Source organism: Nonomuraea sp. WAC 01424, assembly GCF_003947315.1.
GTDB classification, from domain to species: Bacteria; Actinomycetota; Actinomycetes; order Streptosporangiales; family Streptosporangiaceae; genus Nonomuraea; species Nonomuraea spiralis.
Window position 1 is genome coordinate 303,445 of sequence record NZ_QHHZ01000014.1, and the last position, 21,244, is coordinate 324,688.

The 21,244-nt window shown below is 63.3% G+C and carries 17 protein-coding genes; 7 read left to right on the forward strand and 10 right to left on the reverse strand.

Translation table 11 applies throughout. The features are described 5' to 3' along the window. Nucleotides 1-8: 8 nt before the first annotated feature. Together DMB42_RS35380 and DMB42_RS35385 are read left to right on the forward strand one after the other, a co-directional pair. Nucleotides 9-1,670 carry a DEAD/DEAH box helicase family protein gene (locus DMB42_RS35380; protein WP_125641913.1) on the forward strand — a complete coding sequence of 554 codons (1,662 nt, stop codon included), beginning with the start codon at nucleotides 9-11 and terminating at the stop codon, nucleotides 1,668-1,670. Between the two features lie 2 nt (nucleotides 1,671-1,672). Beyond that, on the forward strand, nucleotides 1,673-2,263 hold the full coding sequence (locus DMB42_RS35385; protein ID WP_125641916.1) for a hypothetical protein: 591 nt from the start codon (nucleotides 1,673-1,675) through the stop codon (nucleotides 2,261-2,263). On the opposite strand, the gene DMB42_RS35390 is transcribed toward DMB42_RS35385, so the two are convergent. Genes DMB42_RS35390 through DMB42_RS35400 form a run of 3 tightly spaced genes read right to left on the reverse strand, consistent with a single transcriptional unit; the run spans nucleotide 2,229 to nucleotide 8,220 of the window. Continuing rightward, on the reverse strand, nucleotides 2,229-3,998 hold the full coding sequence (locus DMB42_RS35390) for a hypothetical protein (protein WP_125641919.1): 1,770 nt from the start codon (nucleotides 3,996-3,998) through the stop codon (nucleotides 2,229-2,231). The two genes, DMB42_RS35385 and DMB42_RS35390, sit on opposite strands and share 35 nt — an antisense overlap. A 12-nt stretch (nucleotides 3,999-4,010) precedes the next feature. Beyond that, a complete protein-coding gene (locus tag DMB42_RS35395) occupies nucleotides 4,011-7,055 on the reverse strand; it encodes a helicase-related protein (RefSeq protein ID WP_125641922.1) in 3,045 nt (1,014 codons plus the stop codon). Beyond that, complete coding sequence (locus DMB42_RS35400; protein WP_125641925.1) at nucleotides 7,042-8,220, reverse strand: RNA polymerase sigma factor RpoD/SigA; 1,179 nt, start codon at nucleotides 8,218-8,220, stop codon at nucleotides 7,042-7,044. Before DMB42_RS35400 ends, DMB42_RS35395 begins: the two co-directional genes overlap by 14 nt. Before the next feature lie 747 nt (nucleotides 8,221-8,967). Between DMB42_RS35400 and DMB42_RS35405 the strand changes: the two genes are divergently transcribed. After that, nucleotides 8,968-9,153: a hypothetical protein gene (locus DMB42_RS35405; RefSeq protein ID WP_125641928.1), complete on the forward strand. Its 186-nt coding sequence runs from the start codon at nucleotides 8,968-8,970 to the stop codon at nucleotides 9,151-9,153. A 403-nt stretch (nucleotides 9,154-9,556) separates the two neighbouring features. Here DMB42_RS35405 and DMB42_RS56455 read toward each other — a convergent pair whose 3' ends face one another. The 4 genes from DMB42_RS56455 to DMB42_RS35420 form a co-directional block, all read right to left on the reverse strand. After that, on the reverse strand, nucleotides 9,557-9,922 hold the full coding sequence (locus tag DMB42_RS56455) for a DUF6527 family protein (RefSeq protein WP_396984626.1): 366 nt from the start codon (nucleotides 9,920-9,922) through the stop codon (nucleotides 9,557-9,559). Between the two features lie 74 nt (nucleotides 9,923-9,996). After that, entirely contained in the window at nucleotides 9,997-11,022 is a 1,026-nt protein-coding gene (locus DMB42_RS35410; RefSeq protein WP_125641930.1) for a ThiF family adenylyltransferase, read from the reverse strand. After that, nucleotides 10,979-11,284, reverse strand: coding sequence for a DUF6791 domain-containing protein (locus DMB42_RS35415; protein ID WP_125641933.1), 306 nt, complete (start codon nucleotides 11,282-11,284; stop codon nucleotides 10,979-10,981). The genes DMB42_RS35410 and DMB42_RS35415 overlap by 44 nt, the downstream gene beginning before the upstream one ends. Further along, nucleotides 11,259-11,537: a multiubiquitin domain-containing protein gene (locus DMB42_RS35420; RefSeq protein WP_125641936.1), complete on the reverse strand. Its 279-nt coding sequence runs from the start codon at nucleotides 11,535-11,537 to the stop codon at nucleotides 11,259-11,261. The genes DMB42_RS35415 and DMB42_RS35420 overlap by 26 nt, the downstream gene beginning before the upstream one ends. A gap of 181 nt (nucleotides 11,538-11,718) precedes the next feature. Here DMB42_RS35420 and DMB42_RS35425 point away from each other — a divergent pair, with 181 nt between their 5' ends. Both DMB42_RS35425 and DMB42_RS35430 read left to right on the forward strand, forming a co-directional pair. Further along, entirely contained in the window at nucleotides 11,719-12,048 is a 330-nt protein-coding gene (locus DMB42_RS35425) for a hypothetical protein (protein ID WP_125641941.1), read from the forward strand. After that, entirely contained in the window at nucleotides 12,045-13,145 is a 1,101-nt protein-coding gene (locus DMB42_RS35430) for an ImmA/IrrE family metallo-endopeptidase (RefSeq protein ID WP_125641944.1), read from the forward strand. Before DMB42_RS35425 ends, DMB42_RS35430 begins: the two co-directional genes overlap by 4 nt. A gap of 242 nt (nucleotides 13,146-13,387) precedes the next feature. On the opposite strand, the gene DMB42_RS35435 is transcribed toward DMB42_RS35430, so the two are convergent. After that, nucleotides 13,388-15,196, reverse strand: coding sequence for a recombinase family protein (locus tag DMB42_RS35435; RefSeq protein ID WP_125641947.1), 1,809 nt, complete (start codon nucleotides 15,194-15,196; stop codon nucleotides 13,388-13,390). A gap of 216 nt (nucleotides 15,197-15,412) precedes the next feature. Beyond that, nucleotides 15,413-16,435 carry a site-specific DNA-methyltransferase gene (locus DMB42_RS35440; RefSeq protein ID WP_125641950.1) on the reverse strand — a complete coding sequence of 341 codons (1,023 nt, stop codon included), beginning with the start codon at nucleotides 16,433-16,435 and terminating at the stop codon, nucleotides 15,413-15,415. A 403-nt stretch (nucleotides 16,436-16,838) separates the two neighbouring features. Here DMB42_RS35440 and DMB42_RS55395 point away from each other — a divergent pair, with 403 nt between their 5' ends. Together DMB42_RS55395 and DMB42_RS35450 are read left to right on the forward strand one after the other, a co-directional pair. Next, the gene (locus DMB42_RS55395) at nucleotides 16,839-17,951 is read left to right on the forward strand and encodes a pilin (protein WP_260478139.1); all 1,113 of its coding nucleotides are present in this window, start codon (nucleotides 16,839-16,841) and stop codon (nucleotides 17,949-17,951) included. Between the two features lie 5 nt (nucleotides 17,952-17,956). Next, complete coding sequence (locus tag DMB42_RS35450) at nucleotides 17,957-19,243, forward strand: conjugal transfer protein TrbL family protein (RefSeq protein WP_125641953.1); 1,287 nt, start codon at nucleotides 17,957-17,959, stop codon at nucleotides 19,241-19,243. Nucleotides 19,244-19,827: 584 nt separating this feature from the next. Here DMB42_RS35450 and DMB42_RS35455 read toward each other — a convergent pair. Next, nucleotides 19,828-20,514, reverse strand: a complete 687-nt coding sequence (locus DMB42_RS35455; protein WP_125641955.1) for an SAF domain-containing protein — start codon at nucleotides 20,512-20,514, stop codon at nucleotides 19,828-19,830. Nucleotides 20,515-21,244: the final 730 nt, after the last annotated feature.

Consider the following 21,244-nt stretch of genomic DNA (forward strand, 5'->3'; position numbering starts at 1 on the left):
GGCTCGCAATGACAGGTTTCCTTGACCCGCCGTTTTTGCTGGAGCTTGGCCCCAACCAGTTCCCAAGGCAGATCGAACGCCTGATGTGGCACCTCGGCTTCGCTGACGTCGCGAACATCGACGGCTCTGGCGACGAGGGCGGCGACCTCCTCGGCAGACGAGGCACCCAGAACTGGGTTCTCCAGTGCAAGTGGAAGAAGAACGGTGCTGTCGGTGCGAGCGCTATCGACGAGGTGGCGCGCGCCCGTGACACCTACCGTGCGACGAAGGCCGCAGTCGTCACCAATACCCGGATCAGCGCCGACGCCATCCGCCGGGTTGACCAGCTCGCCCTCCTCGCGCCACGGATCAATCTATGGCCCGGGCTTACCCTGCATCAGGCATTCGCAAAGGCTCCCGACCGCTTCAGCGAAGTCCGTCTTCGACCGTACCAAGCCCACGCCTGCCAAGCGCTGAACCGGTCACTCGACGAGACATCTCGCGCACTGCTCATCCTTGCCACTGGCATGGGCAAGACCGTGGTCAGCGGGGAGGTCATCAACCAGCACCTCCAACGGTTCCCCGATGACCAAGTGCTGGTCGTCGCCCATACCAAGGACCTAGTGGACCAGTTGGAGCGAGCACTCTGGAGACACCTGCCCAAGAGCGTGAAGACGAGACTGCTCACCGGCGAGGAGCGTCCAGATGATCTTACCGGAGCGACCTTCGCAACGCTTGCCAGCGCGCTCTACGCGGTGCGGCGTGGATATCGTCCAGCCCTAGTCGTGGTGGACGAGTGCCATCACGTCGGGGAAAGCGGCCAGTACGGTGAGCTGCTGGACAGCCTCAATGGCTCCCGACAACTTGGCGTCACCGCGACTCCCTGGCGCGGAGATGAGTACGACATCACCCACCGGTTCGGGGAGGCCTCGTTCACTCTCGGCATCGAGGAGGGCATGCGTCAGGGCTACCTGGCCCAGGTGGACTACCGCCTGTTCGTCGACAATATCGACTGGGATGCCGTCCGCGAGGCCAGCCGCAACGAGTACAGCATCGGAGATCTCAACGCCAAGCTCTTCTTGCCTCAGCGCGACGAGGCGATCCGCGACGAGCTGGCGTCGGTTTGGGGCAGTGTTCCTAGGCCTCGCGCGCTCGTCTTCTGCCGCACCATCGAACACGCCGAGCGCCTAGCCGATCTGCTACGCCGGAACGCCCCATGGCCCAATGTCTTGGCCATCCATGCCGGTCTGCCCAAACGTGAACGACAGACTCGCCTGCTGGCCTTCAGGTCGGGTCAAGTGCCCATCCTCACCTCGGTCGACATCCTCAACGAGGGTGTCGATGTTCCCGATGTCAATATCCTCTGTTTCGCTCGTGTCACACACAGCCGGCGTATCTTCGTCCAGCAGCTCGGACGAGGACTTCGGCTGCGGGAGGGCAAGGAACGTGTGGTCGTGCTCGACTTCGTCAGCGACCTGCGGCGAATCGCCGCCGCGCTCAACCTCCGGCGCGAGCTCGAAGCCGATGACATCGAGGTGCTCGCGGACTTCGCCCGCTCCTCCATCGAGTTCTCCGATCAGCGCGTTGACTCGCTCATGAACGAATGGATCAAGGACGCTGCGTCCTTGGAGACCGCGTACGATGACGCTCGCCTCCAATTTCCTGATCCGTTCATCCCCCCGGGTTGGTAGCCATGTCCGAGATTCCAGAAGTGATCCGCGAGCAAGTCATCACCGAGCTCTACCACCAGGCAGACGAGCTGAACTGGGAACTTCTCCCAGCCAGCGAGAAGAAGCGCCAGTACCAAAAGTGGATCGAGGACTCTCGTGTGGGTGGGGTCCTACGTGAGTTCTTTGACGACCACCGCATGGGGACTTGGATCAAGGACACTCCGATGAAGGAGTACGCCCGCGCGCAGGAGGGCTTTGGCAGCACCGCAAAGTACGTACGTAGCCGGTTCCCCGGCCCGGAGGTCCTGATCGGGCAGGCCCTCGGTCCCGAGTGGATCGTCGTCCCCAACAGCGTGGACGACAAACCCATGCACTGCCTCGCTGCGACTAGAGAATCAACGCGTTATGTGTGCTGGGGACGCCCCAATACCTTCAGAGACCTGATCTGGGCGGCCCTAAACAAGGCGATCACCATGTCGGAGAGACCGCTGGTCATCGTCACGGAGCAGGATGGAATCAGCGTGTCCGCGAATGAAAGGGCGACTCAGGCCGCGATCGCCGAGCATTGCGGCCTCGATCTCACACACATCCACCGTCGTCTCCAGCGGACTTGACCGGCGCGGCGAGGTAGCCGGAAGAACCGAAGAGCACCTTACGGTCAAGGAACCGGTTGAAGTGGTCGCAGGTTGGCTCGCCAAGGTGCATGCAGGCGTGGCAGGCGCCACCGTTGCGTTCGCAGGCAGGGTCTAGCGGGCATCGAGATTCGGCGTGGACGAGGGTGCTCAGGAAGTGATGGAGGTCGTTCTCAAAAACGGCTTGGAGGCCGCCAAGGACGAAGTCTCCACGGGTTGCGGCGAAAATGAAGAATGTCAGGTGGCGAGGTACGAGGTACTCTCCGAGACCCTCGCGATCGACGCCGGCGAAGACGGAGAGTTGGCGTATGACCCGGTGGGAGTAGGAATGAACGAGGGCTAGAAGATCCTCACCCAGGGAGGGCACTTCTTCCGGCTGGGTGAAGCGGCTTGGAACCCTCGCCGAGGCCGCGATCGCCTCCCGAATGGCGCGCCCTCCTCTGGCGGAAGGGATGTCATGACCGCGTGCGAGGAGCCATCCGTACACTCGGGCAGCGTCGAGTTGGAACATGAGAGCTTCTGCTTGCTGGAGGTCGGCATAGACGCGATAGCTCGAACCCGCGCCGTGGAACCGACTGAGGCGGGCGGAACCAGGATCCATGCCTCCCCGTGTGAATCCATACACGGCCTTAAGCACTGGAAACCGGTCAATCAGGTCCACGCCGGTGAGGCCGGCTCGGTTCATTGAGACGGGGTAGTCATGCTCCAACAGCTTCCGGTGGGACGACGTGGTCTTGGCGGTGATCAGGTCTGTGACCAAAGCTCGCGACTCGCTCGTGGCGAGCGCGATGTCGACGGCCTCGCGCTCCGCAGCATCGATGAGTTCACTGGGTGCGTCTGCCAGCAGGCCCAAAGTGTCCTCTGAGGCTAGATGCCCTTCCTTGTTCGCGACGTCAGCCATCTTCTCCGCGACGGTGCGGGGGATGCCTTGGGCCATCAGTGCATCCACGATGGAGGATTCAGTAGCTCTGTGGATGTCGGGTGAACCCTCAAAGCCGCTGAGTGCCCAGATCAAGGATCTACGCTTGCCTCCACCAGCGATGATTTTTTGCATCCTCTCCCGGCTGGGAGGGTTGATCAGCACGAAGGTCTGGGGAGAGTAAACACTCGCAGCTCGATGAACGTTGTAAGTGATGTTTTTGCCGTTCTTACGGTCGGAGTAGGACTTCCCGCACGGACAAGCGCGGTGCCCGAAGCCTCTCCGCAGTACGTTCTCGCATACTGGACAGTCGAATGTTATCTTTGCGGCCTCGATACTGGACTGGTGACGCATTCTGGTTTCGCTGTGCGTCGGGCAACGAGGAATGATCGGAGCCTCCAGACGGCCACATTCATGGAAGCCGACGAAATGGAGCTGTCGGAGCGAATCATGCCCGGCCCTGCACGCTTTCGGCCTCTTGCCAGTCTCCACTCTTCGGCAAACTTGGCATACCCAGACCTCCGGGAAACGTTCGACCCGAACTCCTTGTTTGGGATTGACACGCACGACCTCGATCTCCGTGCCCGCCCACAGGGACTTTACAACCCCAGGGTCCAGCCCGCCGGCAACCCAGCCGCTCATCTCGTCGATCAGGCGTTGGCGGACCATGCTGTCCTCTACATCGATTGTGATGGCGCCTTTCCATTCGGCCGACTTCCAGATGCCTCCGCGCAGGTCCGCAGTCTGCTCAGGGAGTAGACCATAGAGGACCTGGGATCCACTGCGCTGGTCTTTCATCAGGTGAACCTCCTAGTCGTCGCTTACGGGTATCTGTGCCTCAACATCGCGCAAGGACCGCATGGGCTTCCGTCCCTGGTCGAAGAGCTCGTTCGGAAACCTAGCTCCGAATCCGTGATCCTCCAGTCGCATGAAGTAGGCGTTGAGCTGCTGTTGGATGTCGGCGAAAGCCATGTGCTGGGTTTCGTCAATACCCAGAGCGACTGCACAGGCGAGGGCCTCCCCTTCGCTTCCGATGCCGGTCATAGCGAAGTACTTGCGGAGCAGGTCGACCGTTGTTAGGCGTTGAGCGGGGGATTTGGGCTCGTGGATGAAAAGCCTGCGGGACTCGATAGCCGCTGGAGTGGTTAGCTGCAGTACCCGTCGACTCGAACGGGTGACGGGAATAGGCTCGACGAAGCGGTCTCCTTGGTGGATGAAAGGGCCGAAATGGGAGTAGACGGTTGCATCGCGCTCTCGGCCGATCTTATGTATGACGTACACGAGGCCGGGGTGCGAACGTCCAACGCGGGCGGTGGCCTGGATGAACTCGGCGGTCGTAAGCGGGACGCCGAGCACTGTCATGATGTTTAACCGATTGATGTCCACGCCGTGCGACATCATGGAAGAGGCCGTGACAGTGTGGATGCGTTCCGCAAAGTCAGGTTCGGGATTCTGCAGCCTGTCTAGCGCTTCTCGGACCTCGTCGAAGGCTGCCTGACCTGTGAGGGCGACAACGTTCAGGGGTTCGACGGGGACCTGAGTCCCCAGCGAACGCCGCGCCGCCTCGACGTCCCGAACGGTATTGCCGTAGATGACGTTTGTCCCGTAGAGGTCGAGGAGCTCCGGCGCGTATAGGGCGGGTACGCCCACCTCGGCACAGACCACTTCGGGGTCCTCAAGAAGCCGACGGACAGATTGTTGGAGAATGGTCGTCGTCCGATCCGAGACCCACTCCAGCGTCACTCCGCGCGGCCACACAGCGACGAAACGACGCAGGAGGTTGTCGGTCTCCCTGCTCCAAAAGGACTCGCCCGCGGAAGGTCCGGGCACCGGGAAGACGCGGCCTTCCCGCTGGTAGAGGACATCGACCTGCCGCTCGTATCCCGTAAGGGTTGCGGACGAAGCGATGATCTTTGGGCGCGTGCCGGTCAGTTCCAACTGCAGAAAGTCCAGGAGCGCCTCGTAGTGCGAGTCGACTGCACCGAGGGAGTCGCGCAGAAGGTGCAACTCGTCCTGAAGACGAAAAGACGGCGCGAACTGCTTCCGGTCATTAGTGCTGATCGGCTCCACCGTCGCCTGGCAGTCGGGCACCAGGCATCCGTTGGGCCGACTAGACCGCTTGGCATACGTATAGCCATGCATCCGCTCTGTGCAACGCCCAGAAGGACCTTCGACGAACCCTCGCATGTTTGCCTGCATAGCGATCAGGGACGCTTTGTCGAGTGTTCCGATGACGACCGTAGGAAGGAAGCGGTAGATCTCCTGGTCCACGATGAAGATGGGGAGCGGATCACCCTCCGTCGGGCAATCATCCGCCAAGCAGATGTGTCGCAAGGTCCAGTTACCACGGTGGAACTTGGTGATGACCTGCTTTGACTGGCAGAACGGGCAAACGCTAAGGATTCGGTAACGTTCCGGCATGTCGTCGTCGTCGACATCGATCGGGTTGCTCTCCGTGGGAGCCTTTGGGATCTCGTTAGGAGTGGCGCCCGCTCCTACGAAGTACCCAAGAGAGATCGGAGCACCTTTCACCTGCTCCTCGCGTCGGACCAGCTCCGCGGCGGCCAAGGCGTCGGCGAAGCGCTGGGTCTGCTGGAGAGACAACATCCGGAGCGGAAACCGGCTCCACGCGCTGATGCCCGTCACCTTGCCTCGGAGCCTGTCATAGAAGGCAGTCAGTACGAGGAGACCTAGGTAGGTCTCGGTCTTGCCACCTCCAGTGGCGAACCAGACGGTCTCCACGAAATCCCAATCGGGACCAACGTCGCTGAAGCTGGGAAGAATGGACAGGATGAAGCCGAGCTGGAACGGGCGCCAGCGGTCATAGGCTCCATGAGAGGCCTTGTCCATCGCGAGGTTCATGAGAGAGAACGCGCGTAGGAGCTTCACGTCCCGCTGGAGGGCATCAAGACCTCGTCGAAGCCGGGAAAGCTCCTCCTGATGATCCTCAGCGGCGGCTCGCGCCTCCTCTAACATCTCCGGGTTCCAAGCCTCTACGGCTTGCCGCTCCTCCAACCGTTGGTTCGACCAGTGGACCTCGCCCCAGCGACGATATGCCTCGATTAGTTCCGCCACCTTCGAGACCGAATCGGCTGCTAGCCCTCGAAAAGTGAGGTCCAACCGGTCTGGAGATGTCCCTTCGAAGGTGTACTCGGGGCGGCGCCGTTCGACGACCAAGGTATCCGTCGTCCTCAGAGCGCCCGTGGTCGTGACCTCAACTCCGCAGTTGATGCCGAGAGCGGGCATCCGTCGGTCGTAGCGGAAGCTATCCGGCAGGGACTCCAGAATGAAGGGTGCCGTCTCAAGGTCAGTGACCTCGATCTCGACTTCGAACAGGTGCCGTTCGCCTCGGGCGCGGGCGGTCTCCGGGGTGATGTTGACGAGCTCGATCACGAGCTCTGGCGCCCCGCGCCAGGAATCGTCAGTCACACGCACTTGGGCCATGAGGCCATTCGCTCCCGCTGCCGCTAGGGCGTTGGAGATCGGACCTGTCCCGAATCTCTCCGCCTCGGCGTTGGGCCTCACCTCTACGGGGACCATGACATCGATCCGTTCAGTCTTAGCCCAGAGGTCGTCCTTGGAGTCGACGCAGTTCCACGCTGCGGCCTTCACGCGGACGTTGAACGACCAGGGGCCGACCGAGGTGGGCCGCACACGCATTCCCACGGCGCAGGGGTCCATGCGACGCTCTCGCTTCATGCCCTGAGCGGTCTCCGTCTCGGGAGCCACCCGACCGAGCCAGAACCGGCCGGCGGGGCTGGTGTCGAGAGTGAATAGATCGTCACCTCGGCCAGCCACAGTAACCTGATCGTCGAGCCAGGTCACGAAGCGCCGATAGGCTTCAGGCCGCTCCATGTAGACCCTCCTTGAAGTCGCGAGCAAGTTGCACAAGAATCGCGTCAGACCGGATGCGTTCCTTCACCTTCTTCTCAAGCTGGCGAACCCGTTCACGCGAGATGCCAAACTCCTGTCCCAGCTGCTCCAGGGTCATCTCCTCGTGCCCATTGAACCCGCACCGGCCTTCGAGAATCCGCAGGAACCGTCGGTCATATCCAGAAGCGATGAACTCAATCCGCTCATGGATGGCGTTACGCATTTCGATTTCCATAACCTTGTCTTCCACGGAATCCGTGAGGCTGTGCAAGACAAGCTCCCCGAGGGACGTCAGCTCCCCTCCTTCGGTGCTGAGGGGGGCGTCGAGGTGGACGACTGGCGCCGCATAATCCATGATCGCTTTGATGGTGCCAGCACTCTTTCCCAACGCGCCAGCAATTTCCAGGACCGTCGGAGCTGTTCCGTTACGAACCTCGAAGCCCCGGACATAGCGGCGGATCTCATTAACCTGCTCCCAGACATGAACGGGAAGCCGGATGGCGGTACTCTGATTACATATTGCCCTGGAGATGGTTTGCTTGACCCACCATGTGGCATATGTGGAGAATTTGTAACCAAGTTGAGGATCGAATTTTTCGGCAGCTCGATCGAGCCCAAATATTCCTTCTTGAATTAGATCGTCAAGTTCGAGATCTCCCGCCGACGGGAGAAAGCTTCTGGCTATGCTGATTGCCAGCCGAACATTGCTAGCAATCAAATACTGACGAGCTCGGTCTCCATCCGCGATCAATTCCTCGAGTCGATCCGTCGACTCCCCCACCTCACGAGCCTCTCTTGCGCGCATTCCCATTTGAATACAGCGCGCCAGTTCAACCTCATCTTCAGCGTTGAGGATTCGATGCGCGCCCATCCGAGCCGGAATCTCGGAGTTAAGCTGCAGGCTACGACGCCTGGGGCCGTAGGCCGAGGACTTCGTGCCGACAAGAGTGGAAAATCGCGGAGCCCCTTCGCCGCCTTCTAGAACATCCTGCTTGGCAAGAGCATCGATAAGCCGAGCAGTGTCCTCAGGACTAAGACCTCGGCGACCAGCAACACTGACAGCGTGACTGCGAGAAATCCGGCCCATCCGCTCCGAATCTTCGATCAGCACCTCAAGGCACCGCGCAAATGACCCGACTTTTTCCATGGAAGATCTCCACGCCAACCGTCGCCAACGAAGAAGTGTGCACGTTCCCAACGAACTGGAGCGGATTGGATCGTAATGAGTTACCGAGCAGAAGGTCAAGAGCTACAGAAAAGGGTCCAGATTGTCCATGAATTGGACATAAAGAGATAATTGTCCGATTCATTGACGCGCCTCTTTTTTGCTGGATACGCTCATCCGCGAGCGGCGTTAATGTAAGTGAACTTATGGGATACCTGCCAGGCTGGCGTTCTTGAGTCAGCAGCCCCCACGGGCGCTTCCGGTGAGATCGAAGGCGTTGGGACCGCCGTGCGGGAGAATGCCGACCGAGGCGTGCGGCAGCCCCGGACAGTCCGGCTGCCAGGAGTCGCCGAACTCCCATGCATCGCATACCACCAGGTCCGGCCCCACTCGACGATCACCTCGCGGAGGTCGCCGGACATCCGGACGGTCGGCCCCCCCGGGGGGCTCCATGACCGGCTTCTTCATGAAGCCGTCGATCTCCTCGCGTGCACTCAGCTCCGCCAGCGGCTCGGTGATCCAGTTGTACCGGGCTGCATGGTGGGGCAGCGCATGGTCGCGTGTGGCGCCCGCGACGACCTCGGGGGCCCCAGGAGAACCTCGTGCCCGGCGGTCACGGCGGCCCCGTACCAGCGGCACGAGGTCTCGCGTACGTGGGAGCCAATGGGCAGTGTGGTGAAGAGGATGCGCACGTCAACCGCCCTCGACGATCGCAGGAAGGTGAGGGTTATGCCCGTCGGAATCCTCGATCTCGAAGTACGAAGGACCCCCGGGATGTGCTCGACCAGTCCTGCCGCCCTGTGCCGCCAGACCGAGCGCCTCCACCGCACGCCTGGCCCCTCGACCTCGGCCACCTCCAGGTTGAGCGACCCGTCCGTGCCCTGGTCCGACTCGCTGGCGGACAACAACAGGTGAGCCCCCTGTGCGAGCCGGAACTCCAGGATGCCCTCGTCCGGGGACTCCGCCGCAATTCCGATGAGGGCGTCATACCACTTTGCCGATGCGTCGAGATCGCTCACCTCGATGCCGAAGGTGATGCTCTTGATCGGTGGAACCGCCATGCCGTCGTGTCTGCGTTCCACCTCCCAGATCGAGTAACCTGCGCTGCCCCGGAAACGACCTCGTGCCTGTTGGTGACGCCCAGCCGCTCATACAGGTCGTTGAACAGCCGGAACATTTCCGCCTGGAGTAACCCTCTGCCTCGGCCAGGCGTACCACTGTCCGCGTGACTCCAACAGCATCCGCAACGAATCGGCACGACCGCGTTGACAACGGTCCTCAGCGAGTTGCCGGCGGTCCTCCGGCTCACTCGCTTGGATCAGGGTTTCCGAGGGTTGGCTATGGTCCTGTGCCGTTCAGAGGCTTGACCGGGTCGTCGTATACGGTTCCAGATCCGCTGCCACCAAGGCGCCTGCGCTGTGGGCTGGGATATCGTCCCCATATGCATAGCGCGGTCGCGGAAGCTAGCGGCTCGAGTGGCTACCGTCGAGATCTGCGGCAGCCATTCAATGCGGTTGTTACGGACGTTGTAGTGCGACCGACACAGTTGCTGGCCATTCCCAATGGACGGCCGCAGGGACACTGTGCCGTCGAAGGTCAGGATCCAGTCTTGCAGTCCGAATGGAGTCACGACCTTCGAGCGACATCCGCACGCGCACAAGTGGACCGCGGTCTCGAACTGCATTGAGATGTACAGATTGCCCGGCTCGGGTTCGGCTGGGATGTACTCGGTGAACACGGGCGTCAGGGCGTGGGCTTTCACACCACAGTCCCCGGACTATTGCCCGCGTCAGTGCCAGCCGAGCCCGACATGGGCTGGGCATCAGGCTCGATGTTCTCGCTGTGGACTGAAGGGGCGCCGTACCGGTTGTAGAGCTCGTTGGAGTCGATCGCGTACACGGTGTGCAGTTCGTTCTCGGTGTCCACGTAGAATCTGAGGTACTTCTTGTACCTGAAGATGGCCAGGTTGGCGGTGAGCGCGTTGAGCTCGCCGACCTGCAGGTTGGTGTCGTACTCGGCGTCGTCGCCGACGAAGAACGAGATCAAGCTATCTCGCTCAATGTGCTCGGTGCGGCCGGGCAACGAAACTGTGATGCGGACCTGCCCGTTGATGCCGTCGGCGTCTTTGCTGACCCCGACGCCGCTGTCGATGAACGGGACGCCATTGGCGACGAGTACGTCGATGATGATCTTTTTGTCCGGGCCGGTGTCCATCGCGAGGAACACGAAGTCGGAGTCGAGGAGCTCGTCGACGTTTTCGGAGGTGACATTCACCGGGTGCGCTTTGATGCCGCGACGCATTGCTGAGTACATCTGCTCGTAGTAATGGACCTTCTTCATTCCAGCTCGAAGGTCCCCGAGGCCGGCTGCGCCAGGGGCCCGGAAGGCGTTGTGGGTGCGGAAGAAATCGCCGTCGTAGAGATGGAGCGCGACTACGGGGGTCTTCGCTAGCAGGTCGAGCAGATAAGCGCCGGTGCCGCCGAGGCCGACGGTCACGACCTTCTTCAGGGCGAGACGGGAATTGAACTCGGTGATGCCGGCCCTGCTTGAGAAGGTGTCGAGGTAGAGGAAGACGCCGTCGTCCTCGTCGGTCTCGACCGGTTTAGAGGTCAGCGGAGTCACCTCGCGGGCGACGGTCTGGGCGGGCCCGATGACCATCGCAGCGTAGTAGGTGACCTTCTCGTAGTAGTCCCGGTAGCCGCCATTGGGCTTCTGGGAGAACCCACAGACTGCAGTGAGGTCAGGTCCAGTCAGGTCCAGCTGACCACTTCTCGACGCCGTCATTGACGAGCCCGTCGATGGGCTGGCCGTTCTTGTCGCGGGGGACGCCGCCAACGAAACACATCACGTGGCTGCTGGGGGTGATGGTGGTGTCACCGCTCAGATCTAGTGGGCAGAGAAACGAGCCGTACTGCACCTGGGCTTCGTCATCGACGAATGGGATGTCGTCGATGACGAGGAACCCGCCCACGATGCGGACGGCGTAGCCGTCCTGCGCCAGCCGCGCCAGGTCGGCGCTGTTACGAACGAGTCGTGAGCCGGACATTGAAGCTCGTGCCCTTCTTCTTGACCTTCACGGACTCGCCAGTGACGAGGACGCCGTTCCCGCCGTGGGGCCCGATGGCGTTCCTGTAGGTGATGGTGAACATCGCCTGCGGGTCGTGGCCCGGGTGCGCGAGTTGCCCGAGTTCGTCGTAGGTCACGGTGTCGTGGTCGAGGACGACCTGCGTGCCATTGATGATCATCTCGAACGTCTTGTTCCTGGTGTCGTCTTGCTCGTGAGTGGGAGCCACAGCCATGGCAAACCCCCTTCATCCTGCCCACCGCTGGTCAGTGAACCTCACATAACTGTAGCACCATGCGCATCACCCCCTGGGTGATGCAGTGAATACGAGATGCGCAGAAGGGCTTGCGACTTCGACCCGATGGGGCTTGTAGCATCCACTTGAAGTAGGCGGCGAGCGCGTCATCAGCCGATGGGTGATGGAGAGCAGATACGTGGACCGGGAGTACATGGACGAGGAGTTGCGTCGCCTCGCCACGGACCCCGCATTCCGGCCGAGAGACTGGAGTGCCCAGGAGGTCGCGGACTTTCGAGTCCTCGTTCAGTGCGCGCGGGCAGCGAGGCTCGACACCGACCTGCGGAACTCGCGCATGCTGCGTATCCAGCCCGGCGACACCCGCGACCCACACAAGGCACGGGCGACGTTGAGCTCCGGCCGCGCTATCAACCTGACGTTCAAGAACGCGGAGAGCCACGGAGCCGTGGTCTTCGAGCTCTTGAGTCCAGAGATGGAAACCTCGCGATGAATATCCGCCCACACGACCCGCTCCCGATCGCCCAGGTGCCGGTCGGTGAACTCCTCGGGAGGGAGCTTGAGGCCAGAGACTGGTCTCAAGCTGATTTCGCCGCGGTTCTGGACCGCCCTACCCAGTTCGTCTCCGAGATCGTGACGGGCAAGAAGGAGATCACCAGGGAGTCGGCGGCGCAGATCGGCGCCGCGCTGGGCCACACGGCCGAGTACTGGCTTAACCTTCAGGACCAGTACCTGCTCGCCGAGCAGTTTAAGAACAAGGACACACAGGTCAAGTTGGATGAGGTGCGCCGGCGCGCCCGTCTAAACGACAAGGGCCCGATTCAGCTGCTGAAGAAGCGTGGCCTCCTCACCGGCACGACCTTGGATGCCCTTGAGGCCGAGGTGAAAGAACTGTTCGAGCTGGAATCTCTTGACGACGAGCCAGGGTTCGCCGCAGCAGCGAGGCGTGCCAACCGTCGTGAAGACATCACCTTGCTACAGCGAGCATGGGTCGCGTGCATCAGGAGGGAGGCCCGCAAGCTCCGCCCGAAGGAGAAGTACTCTCCGAGCCGTCTGAGAGAACTCGCCAGCACTCTTTCGAGCACGCTTAAGTCTGCCGCCGACTTCCACGACCTACCTGACCGCTTCAGCTCAGTCGGTGTGCGCCTGGTATATGTCGAATCGCTTCCGGGCGCCAAGATTGATGGGTGCGCGATGTGGGTCGACGGATATCCGGTCATTGGCTTGTCCGGCCGCGGCAAAAGGCTCGATAAAGTCCTGTTCACTCTGTTTCACGAGCTCGCGCACATCCTGCTTGAGCACGTCGACGCTGAGCACCTCATCGTTGAAGGGCTCGATGACACTCAAAATAACGAAACAGGGCGAGAGAGGGACGCGGACAGGGAGGCCACGGATTTGATGTTTCCGCACGGCGTCCCCGATGTCCCCGCCCGCATCAGTGCACCTTGGGTCCATCAGACGGCTAAAGAACTTGGAGTGGCGTGCATCGTCGTCATCGGTCACCTCCAGCACCGCCGCCGCCTTGACTGGCGGACGACGTTGGCGAAGAACGCTCCTTCGGTAAGCGACGCTCTGGAGGCGTGGGAGTAGCTCGCTGGCGAGGTTCGCGACGAACGTGTGCCCCCAGCTGCCAGCTGGGGGCAACTACTCGAGTGCTCAGATCGTGCGCCTGGTCGCGCGTCAGGTCAGCAGCGTCGATGGCGGATCAGGTGGGCGGACAACGCTCTAGCCTCGCGTCCGGTCGCGACCATACATCTGCCCGACACGGTCATGTCGACGACCACACTTGCCGGGTACCGCACGCCCCAACTGCCAAGCCAAGCTGATCGCCGCTAAGGAATTGGGGGCAGCGCAGCATTCGGCGCGGACGCCGACGGCAGGCGCACGGAGCCCGGCTGTTCGCTCAGTCGACCGGGTAGTAAAAGCACGTCAGGCCACGTGAATGCGGTGTATGGGGGTGAGGATAGCGCTGGGCCATGTGCGACCGGTGACGCTCGCCCCTCGGACACAAACCTTTTGCACACGTGGAGGCCAGGTACAACCTGAGCCTCCACTAGCTGTTTCTGCGGCCGATACGTGAGACGCAGCCCCAGCTGTGCGTAGAGCTCGGCCTTGTCGAGCGGATCAGCCTCCTGAATGACCTTGACGAGGTCACCGAGCGCGATCATCACTGCGTGAATCTCCTCCCGTGTCATGCGGCGTCGGCCGCTGGACTGTCGTAGCTGTGCCTGAGCTGCGACCCTTTGTGTCTGGGTCTCGGCCATCCATTGAGCGATGAGCGCCGGGTCCGCGCCGGCCTCCAATGCCGCTCGGTGCTGGGCGAGCTTGCGGTCGCACTCGGCGATCTTCAGCTTCAGGGATTCCGCCGCTCCGTCCTTGGGCTCCTGGCCGAGGTCGGCGAGGGCACCCGCAGTTTCGTCGAGACGCCTGCCGAACTCCAGGCCGAGCCACGCGTCCAGCGACGGCAGGAGGTCGGCCTCTCGCAGGTAGACCACCTTGGGATGGTCGACGTCGTTGGCCAAGGCGTATTCGGAGGGGTAGCGACACCTGTAGTAGGACTGGTCATGGTTCCAGTTCCCTTGCATCCGCCGGTTGCAGTAGCCGCAGAAGAGAACCCCGCGCAGAGCGTAGGGCCTGCGCGTGGGATGCGGCTTGTGACTGGTCGGCCCCCGACCCCGGCCTGCAAGGATCTCCTGGACCTGCTCGAACTCCTCCGGTGAAACCAACGACTCGTGGGTGACCTCGGCAGACCAGACCCACTGATCCGCGACATTCCACCGCTGCTTCGTCATGTGACCGAGGGCCACGTCGTTCACGTCGATGAGCACCTCGTCCTTGCGCTGCTTGTTCCAGACCTGGCGCCCCGTGTACCGCGGGTTGGTGATGATCGCCCGGATGGCGCTCTTGGACCAGGCGATTCCGTCACGGTGCCGATTCCTGTCCGGATCTTGAGCGGACGGACACGGAATCCCGTCTCTGGTGAGCCCTTCCGCGATGGCGAGGAGTCCCTTGCCTGCGCGGAACTCGCGGAAGATGCGCCTGACCACTTCGTGAGTCACAGGATGTGGCCCAAGGCCGTGGAGCCGCTTCCCGTCCGCGGCCTTGCTCGGATTCGGGTGAGGGCCAAGATCGATCAGGCAGTAGCCGTACGGCGGCCGGCCGCCCAAGTAGCGTCCTTCCACCTGGGCCAGCGCCGCCATGGACGACCTTACGCGGATCTTGATCCGGTTACGCTCCCCCTTACTGATTCCACCGAACATGGACATGATCAGCTCATGCGCCTCGTTGGCGGGATCGATCGGGCCACCGACCTCAGGCACCCACAGCGGCACGCCGTAGTGCTCGAACAGGGGGAAGGTGAGCCCGAACTGGTTTCCGTAGAACGCCCGCTGGGGCTCACCCACCACCACGGCGTCGAATCCGCGGTCAGACACGGCGAGCTGCCCCAGCAGGAGGGCGGCCTGGGGCCGTCTCAACGGCGGTATGGAGCGCGACTTGTCCACGTCGAAGAATTCCGCCGCGATCCGGCCTCCGCGAGGCTCTACGAGGCTTCTGGCGCGACTGATCTGCCATGCACGCGATGCCTCAGGGTCCTGCCGGTCCTCTGTCGAGCACCGACCCCAGAACGCCAACTCCGTCACATCAGCTCTCCTTTCTCATCTCCTTCTGCATGAGCCGCTCGTAGGCACCCAGCAGGATGCGGAGCAACGTGGCTGCCGCTGCCGGGGACAAACACGGCGGCTCACCAGCCGGCACCAGCCGGATGGCGGGCTGACCGCCTGTTGTTGCAGGCCCGCCAGCGTACGGTTCTGAACGGCATTCGGGAGGCCCTGAGCAGGCCCTATGTGGCCTTCCGGTCACTCTCCGAACTCCTCGGAAGTCGAGTCGGCAACGGCGGCAAGGATGCGGGCGCGAGCGAGCTCGCAGAACGGTTCGCTGATTTCGACCCCGATGAACGATCTGTTGAGTTGCCGTGCGGCAAGTGCCGTGGTTGCCGCTCCGGCAAACGGGTCACAGACCGTGCCGTGGGGTCGGCAGCCGGCGGCAATGGCCCGCAGTGGGATGTCGAGGGGGAATGCCGCGAAGTGTGCCGCCTTGAGCGGCCGGGTGGAGATCGACCAGACGTCTCCAGGGTTTCGGCCTTGTGGGTGCGCGGCGGCATGCCGTTGCCCCGTCGCCAACATGGAGGTGCCGTGGCGCTTGCCGCAGAAGGCGTCTTGGTCATCGCGGTATTTGCCATTGTCAGGCCAGGGTGTCGCGATGCTGTTGGGCTCGTTGCCGCCCTGGCGCGCGCGGCCAGTCAGAGGTCGGTCGCCTGCGTAGGGCTCCCGGATGGCGTCCAGGTCGAACCAGTAGCGGCGTTGTTTCACCAGCAGGAAGAGCATCTCGTATCGGGTGGAGACGCGATCAAGCACGGACTGCGGCATTGCGTTCGGCTTGTGCCAGACGATGGCGTTCCGCAGGATCCAGCCGTCCTCCTGCAACGCGAAGGCGACTCGCCACGGCATGCCGAGCAGGTTCTTGGGCGGCACGGACAGCCGGGAGCGGGGGCGGATCACTGGTTGGAGTTGGTTGTAACCGGCACCTCGTGCCCAGCCGTCCGAGTTCGAGGCGTAGCAGTCGCCGATGTTGAGCCAGAGCGTCCCGTCATCGGCCAGCACTCTGCGTGCCTCGCGGAAGGTTGTCTGGAGGGTCTCGACGTAGGCGGCCGGACTGTCCTCTTGGCCGTACTGCCCGTCCACGCCATAGTCGCGAAGGCCGTAGTACGGAGGGCTGGTGACGAGGCAATCCACCGACGCGTCCGGGAACTCGGCGAGCATCTCCCGCGCATCGGCGAGGTAGAGGGTGGTAGGACCATCAGTCCAGTAGGGCTGCCTCATCGCGCCACCCCCTGGGCGGCGTAGCCGAGGAGCAGCAGCCGCAGGACCGGAGTTAGGGACGACCTCGCTTCCTTTCGGCCATCCGAAACGGATGAACCCGAGATCTTGGACGTCGATGATGCAGCGTGCGTGCACGTAGTCATCGCTTGTTGGGGCGGCCCTCAGATCCGCACGCCCATGTCTGGCGGAGAACCGCTGTAGGGCGCCTTCACAGGCCAACACGAACCTTCGGCGGGCCTCTGGCGCAGCTCTGACATGCCATCAGCAGCAGACGGTGACGTCTGGCGGCTCCAAGGCCAATTGTCGGCGCAAGGCCACTGGCGAAGGGCCGCCAGAGGGATGCCAGAAGTAGCTCCTAAACCGGGTTGCGAGACCGAAATTCCTCTCGCAGTGGAGCAGCCCGATGAGTACCGACCTTCGCGAGACGCCCTTCAGGAACCGCTCACCACTCGATGTCGCCGAGCACGTCTTCCAACTCCTGGCGTGCGCTCCCGGCGGCTTGGCCCTCGACGGCAGGAACCTCCCCCACGGCCTGCCCCGACGTCCCATCCTGCTGACGGAGCTGCGCGACCTGCTAAGCGCACCTACCCTGCCCGACTCCACGAAGGATGGCGCCTGGCGCGAGCTCGTGACCCGGGCACGCCGTGAAGGCAGGCAATGGCTGGTCGCAACGGCAGGGATGGCCGGGCCGGCCCTACGGCAGATCTGTGGCCGACTCGGCCTCTATCTCGCCCGCGGGGAACGGGACGACGTCGAGGCCGCTGTGTTGGCCGCCTTCATAAGCGCCGTCAAGAACATCGACCTCGCCCCGTGCAACATCCTGCAGCGGCTCTGCGCCATAGCTCGCGATGCCGGTGAGCGGGCCCGGCAGAAGGCTGAGGCCGAAGCTGGCCACCACCCTGAACTGCTCGGGTCGGCATCCGAATCAGTCCGGGCACGGCAACGGCGTCACGACTCGATTCTTGCCGATGCCGTTCTTGCCGGCGACCTCGATCCAGCGCTGGCCCGAGCCGTCACCTCCGCCATCCGCAGACGGGCGGAGAACACCACCAAGACTTCCGCGCGGGGCCGGATCACCTCAGATCCGAAGCCCAGCATCATCAAGCAGAAGGGAGGCTGGGGCACCCCCACCGGCTCCGCGCGGAACCCCTCATCACCACGACCTCGGCGCTATTTCCTGCGCGCCATCGTGATGGCGGCAACGGTTGCCGTCGTTCTTGCCACCGCGGCACAGGCGGCGGCAGCCGAGCCCACGCTTCATCCTCACGCTGCGGCAGTGCCGAAGGATCTCAACACGGTCTTCGACAATCTCCGGAACTGGCTCATCGGGCTGCTTGCCGGACTGGCAACGCTCATGCTCACCATCGGCGGTCTGCGTTACCTGGTGGCAGGCGGGGATCCCGGCGAAGTCCAGAAGGCCAAGGCGGCACTCAAGGCCGCCGCGTTCGGCTACGGCCTCGCCATCCTGGCGCCGCTGTTCGTCAGCGTGCTCAAGCGGATCGTAGGCGGCGGGTGACCCCCATGACATCGTCTGCCATCGCAGCGGCAACCGCTCGCGTCCTGCTGGTTGCCGTCGTTGCCGCCTCTCTGATCGGGCTCTCGGCCGGCATCGCATGTGCGGAACCCACGCCCCCATCCATTCCCGGGTTTCCGTCCTTCCCGTCCCCGGTGAACTTCGGCATCGGCGACTGGATCATCAAGCAGATCAACGGCTGGTTCGCCGCTCTCGCCGCGTCGGCCATCAAGCCACTGCTCCAGATGCTCGGGGCGACGTTGCTGGCCACACCCCAGGTGTCCAGTTCCGACCGGATCTTCGACGTGTGGCAGGCGACCGTCGTCATCGCGAACTCCGCCTTCGCCCTTCTGGCCACGATCGGCGCCATCATCGCGATGGGGCATCAGACCGTCCAGACCCGCTACACGGTCAAAGAGGTGCTGCCCAGGCTGGCGATGGCCATCCTGGTGACCAACGCCAGCTTCCTGATCTGCGGCAAGCTCATCGAGACCGCGAACGCTCTGTCCACAGCCCTCCTCGGGCAGGACTTCGACACCAAGCGGGCGGCGGAGCAGATCCAGACGCTCCTTCTGATGCCGTCGAGCACCACGCAGATCTTCTACATCCTGCTCATCCTCGTCGCGATCATCTTGCTGGTCCTGCTGTTGATCAGCTTCGTCACGCGCACAGCACTGGTCCTGCTCCTGGTGGTTGCCGCGCCTCTGGCCCTGGCCTGCCATGCGCTGCCGCACACCGAAGGGGTGGCGAGGTTCTGGTGGCGGGCGATATCCGGCCTCCTCGTCATTCAGGTCGCTCAGTCGCTCACGCTGGTCATGGCCGTCCGCATCTTCTTCAACCAGGACGGCAGGCGGCTCCTGGGGCTGAGCGCCACCGGGCAGCTGGTCAACCTCGTCCTGGTTCTCTGCCTGTTGATCATCTTGGTGCGGATCCCCGGTTGGATCTCACGGCGGATCTTCAGCAAGGGTGGCAGCCGGTCGGCTGTCGTGAGCATCGTCAAGTACGCCCTGCTGTCCAAACTAACCTCGCCCGTCCTCAAGGCTGTTCACCTTCGCGGCGGCAGAAGCGGGGGCAGCGTCGGCAAGAGGGCCAAGCTGGCTGTCGCGGCGGCCAGGAGCCGTTCATGGAGCCGTCACCGTCTTCTCCAGTTGCGATCTCATCGCCGACCCCAGCCGTGCGGCACCGCGCAACAGGCCGGACCGATGAAAGGACTTCCTGGCCGGCACGCCATCGGACAACACCATGGCCGCCCTCCAGTCGTCAGGGATCTGCGCGAGCACAGGCAGGTCGAATAGCGCCTTGCTGACCTCCTGAGAGGTGTACGGCCCACCGCCGACGGTGCACAGCCCGACTGAGACATCCGTTCCTACCCGGCGCCCCAACGCGTCGAGCCGCGGGCGGGCCTGAACCACATGCCGCAGTGTCGGCCGCACCAGCATCACCGCCACATCACAGGCCGCGATCAGGCTCATCGGCGTGTCGGATCGGCCGATCTGCCCCACGTCGACGACCACATCGACCTTCTCCTGAGCAGCCATGAGCACCCCTGCGACGGTCTCCCAGGCACCTTCCAACTGCACGAGGTGGCGGGGATCACGCAGTCCGGGAAGCAGTAACCACTTCCTCGCCTCCTGATCGAGTGCGATGACGTGCTTCCACACGATGGCCGGGTCCGAGTGGTGAGCGGCGGCCAAGGCCAGCTCCAGCAGCCCGTACTCGTGCCCGTCCATGCTTCCGGCCAGGAAGCCCTGCAAGACGCTGCCGCCCTGAGGGTCACACTCGGCCAGCAGCGCCCGCCCCTCCCAGACGTACGTCGTGGCCAGTGCCGTGGTGGTGACCCCGGGAGACCCGCCCGGACTCATCAGCGCGAACATCGCCATCAGGGCCTCCTGGGCGCCAGGGCCATGGCGATGTTCCCGTCTGACGCAAGCGCGGCCAGTCTGGGGCCCTCCCGACTCGGCACGAGGACGTCCACCACCATCAGCCCGTCGTTGTCCGGCCCCTTGACCTGATCCACCACAGCCTCGACCCCTCCGGATGGGGCCTTGACATCAGCAGGTCCCGGCTGAGCGTCCGAGGTGGGCACGACCAGAAGCCGATCACCGGGTCGTAGCCCTCTGGCCGGGAGCCGGCTGGGCTTGACGGCGATCGGAATGAGTTGCTGATCAGTCAGGGGTGTGACCTGATCGGTCACCATCCGGGACTGGACGAGCACGCCCTTCATCAGGTCGACGGCCGCCCGCTTGCCGATCACCCGCTGCAACTCATGACCTCCGACAGCGGCGACGGCCTGATCGGCGCCCACCATGGCAGTCGAGATGTTCTGTGCGGTGAAGGGCTGTCCGAGCGCCACATCCTGTGTGACCACCAGCACCGGCTCACGATCGTTCAGCCGCATGACCGTCTGGACGGTGAGGAATGCGCCGCCGGCGACCACAAGCGTCCCGAACACCAGCGAGCTACGCCGACGCTGACGCGGCTGCGACAGGAGTTTGGGGGCACGTGTCGGAGGCACCTCGCCTGCGGACAGCTGTCCCGATGCCTCGGAAGTCGTCTCGCGAGCCATTCAGGAACCCCTTCCAACCAGCGCCGGCGCCTCGCCGATCCGCAGCGGGAACGTCGTCGAGGTAGTGATGGGTGCCACTAGCCCACCGGAGCCGCCCGACCCGGCCCATCGAGCCGTCCAGACCACCGAGACCTTCACCTGGTACTGCGCCCCTGGGAGCCCAGCGCTCGACTGCGTGAACACGTAGGTGCACCCAAGGTTCTGATCGTCCGGGGATTTCGCGTGGTCATAGGGCGCTCCCGGGCCCGAGCATGTGAGGGCCTTCTGTCCCGCGCCGGGCTGAACGGTCAGCTTGGAGGGAGTGGCGGTCACCTCGGCCCACACAGGTCCTGCCGTGACCTTCTTACTGATCGCATGCCATTGAGCGGGCTGCACCCAGAAGAACTGCCGCAGCCCTACGTAGCCGTTCTTCCCTCGGGGTGGCGCGGTGACGATCCCCGGCTGCGGCGGAGTGAGGAGACGTCGCGCCTCCTTCATGAGGTCTTCTGGCGTGACCCCAGGACCTGCCTGATCAGGAGCAACGGCGTTGAAGATGTTCCGTTTACTGTCAGGACCGCGTTCACACTCGATGTAGCTGATCGAGCCCCCATCGATGCTGTGGCAGCCGCTGAAGGTGCCACCCGACCCTCTCCGGGCGCTTTGAGCAGGGTCACCAGGACTCGCCTGCCCGTGTGAGCTATACGTGACCCAATTCCCACCTAACCGGACGGCTCCGTTGTCGTCATGCGGC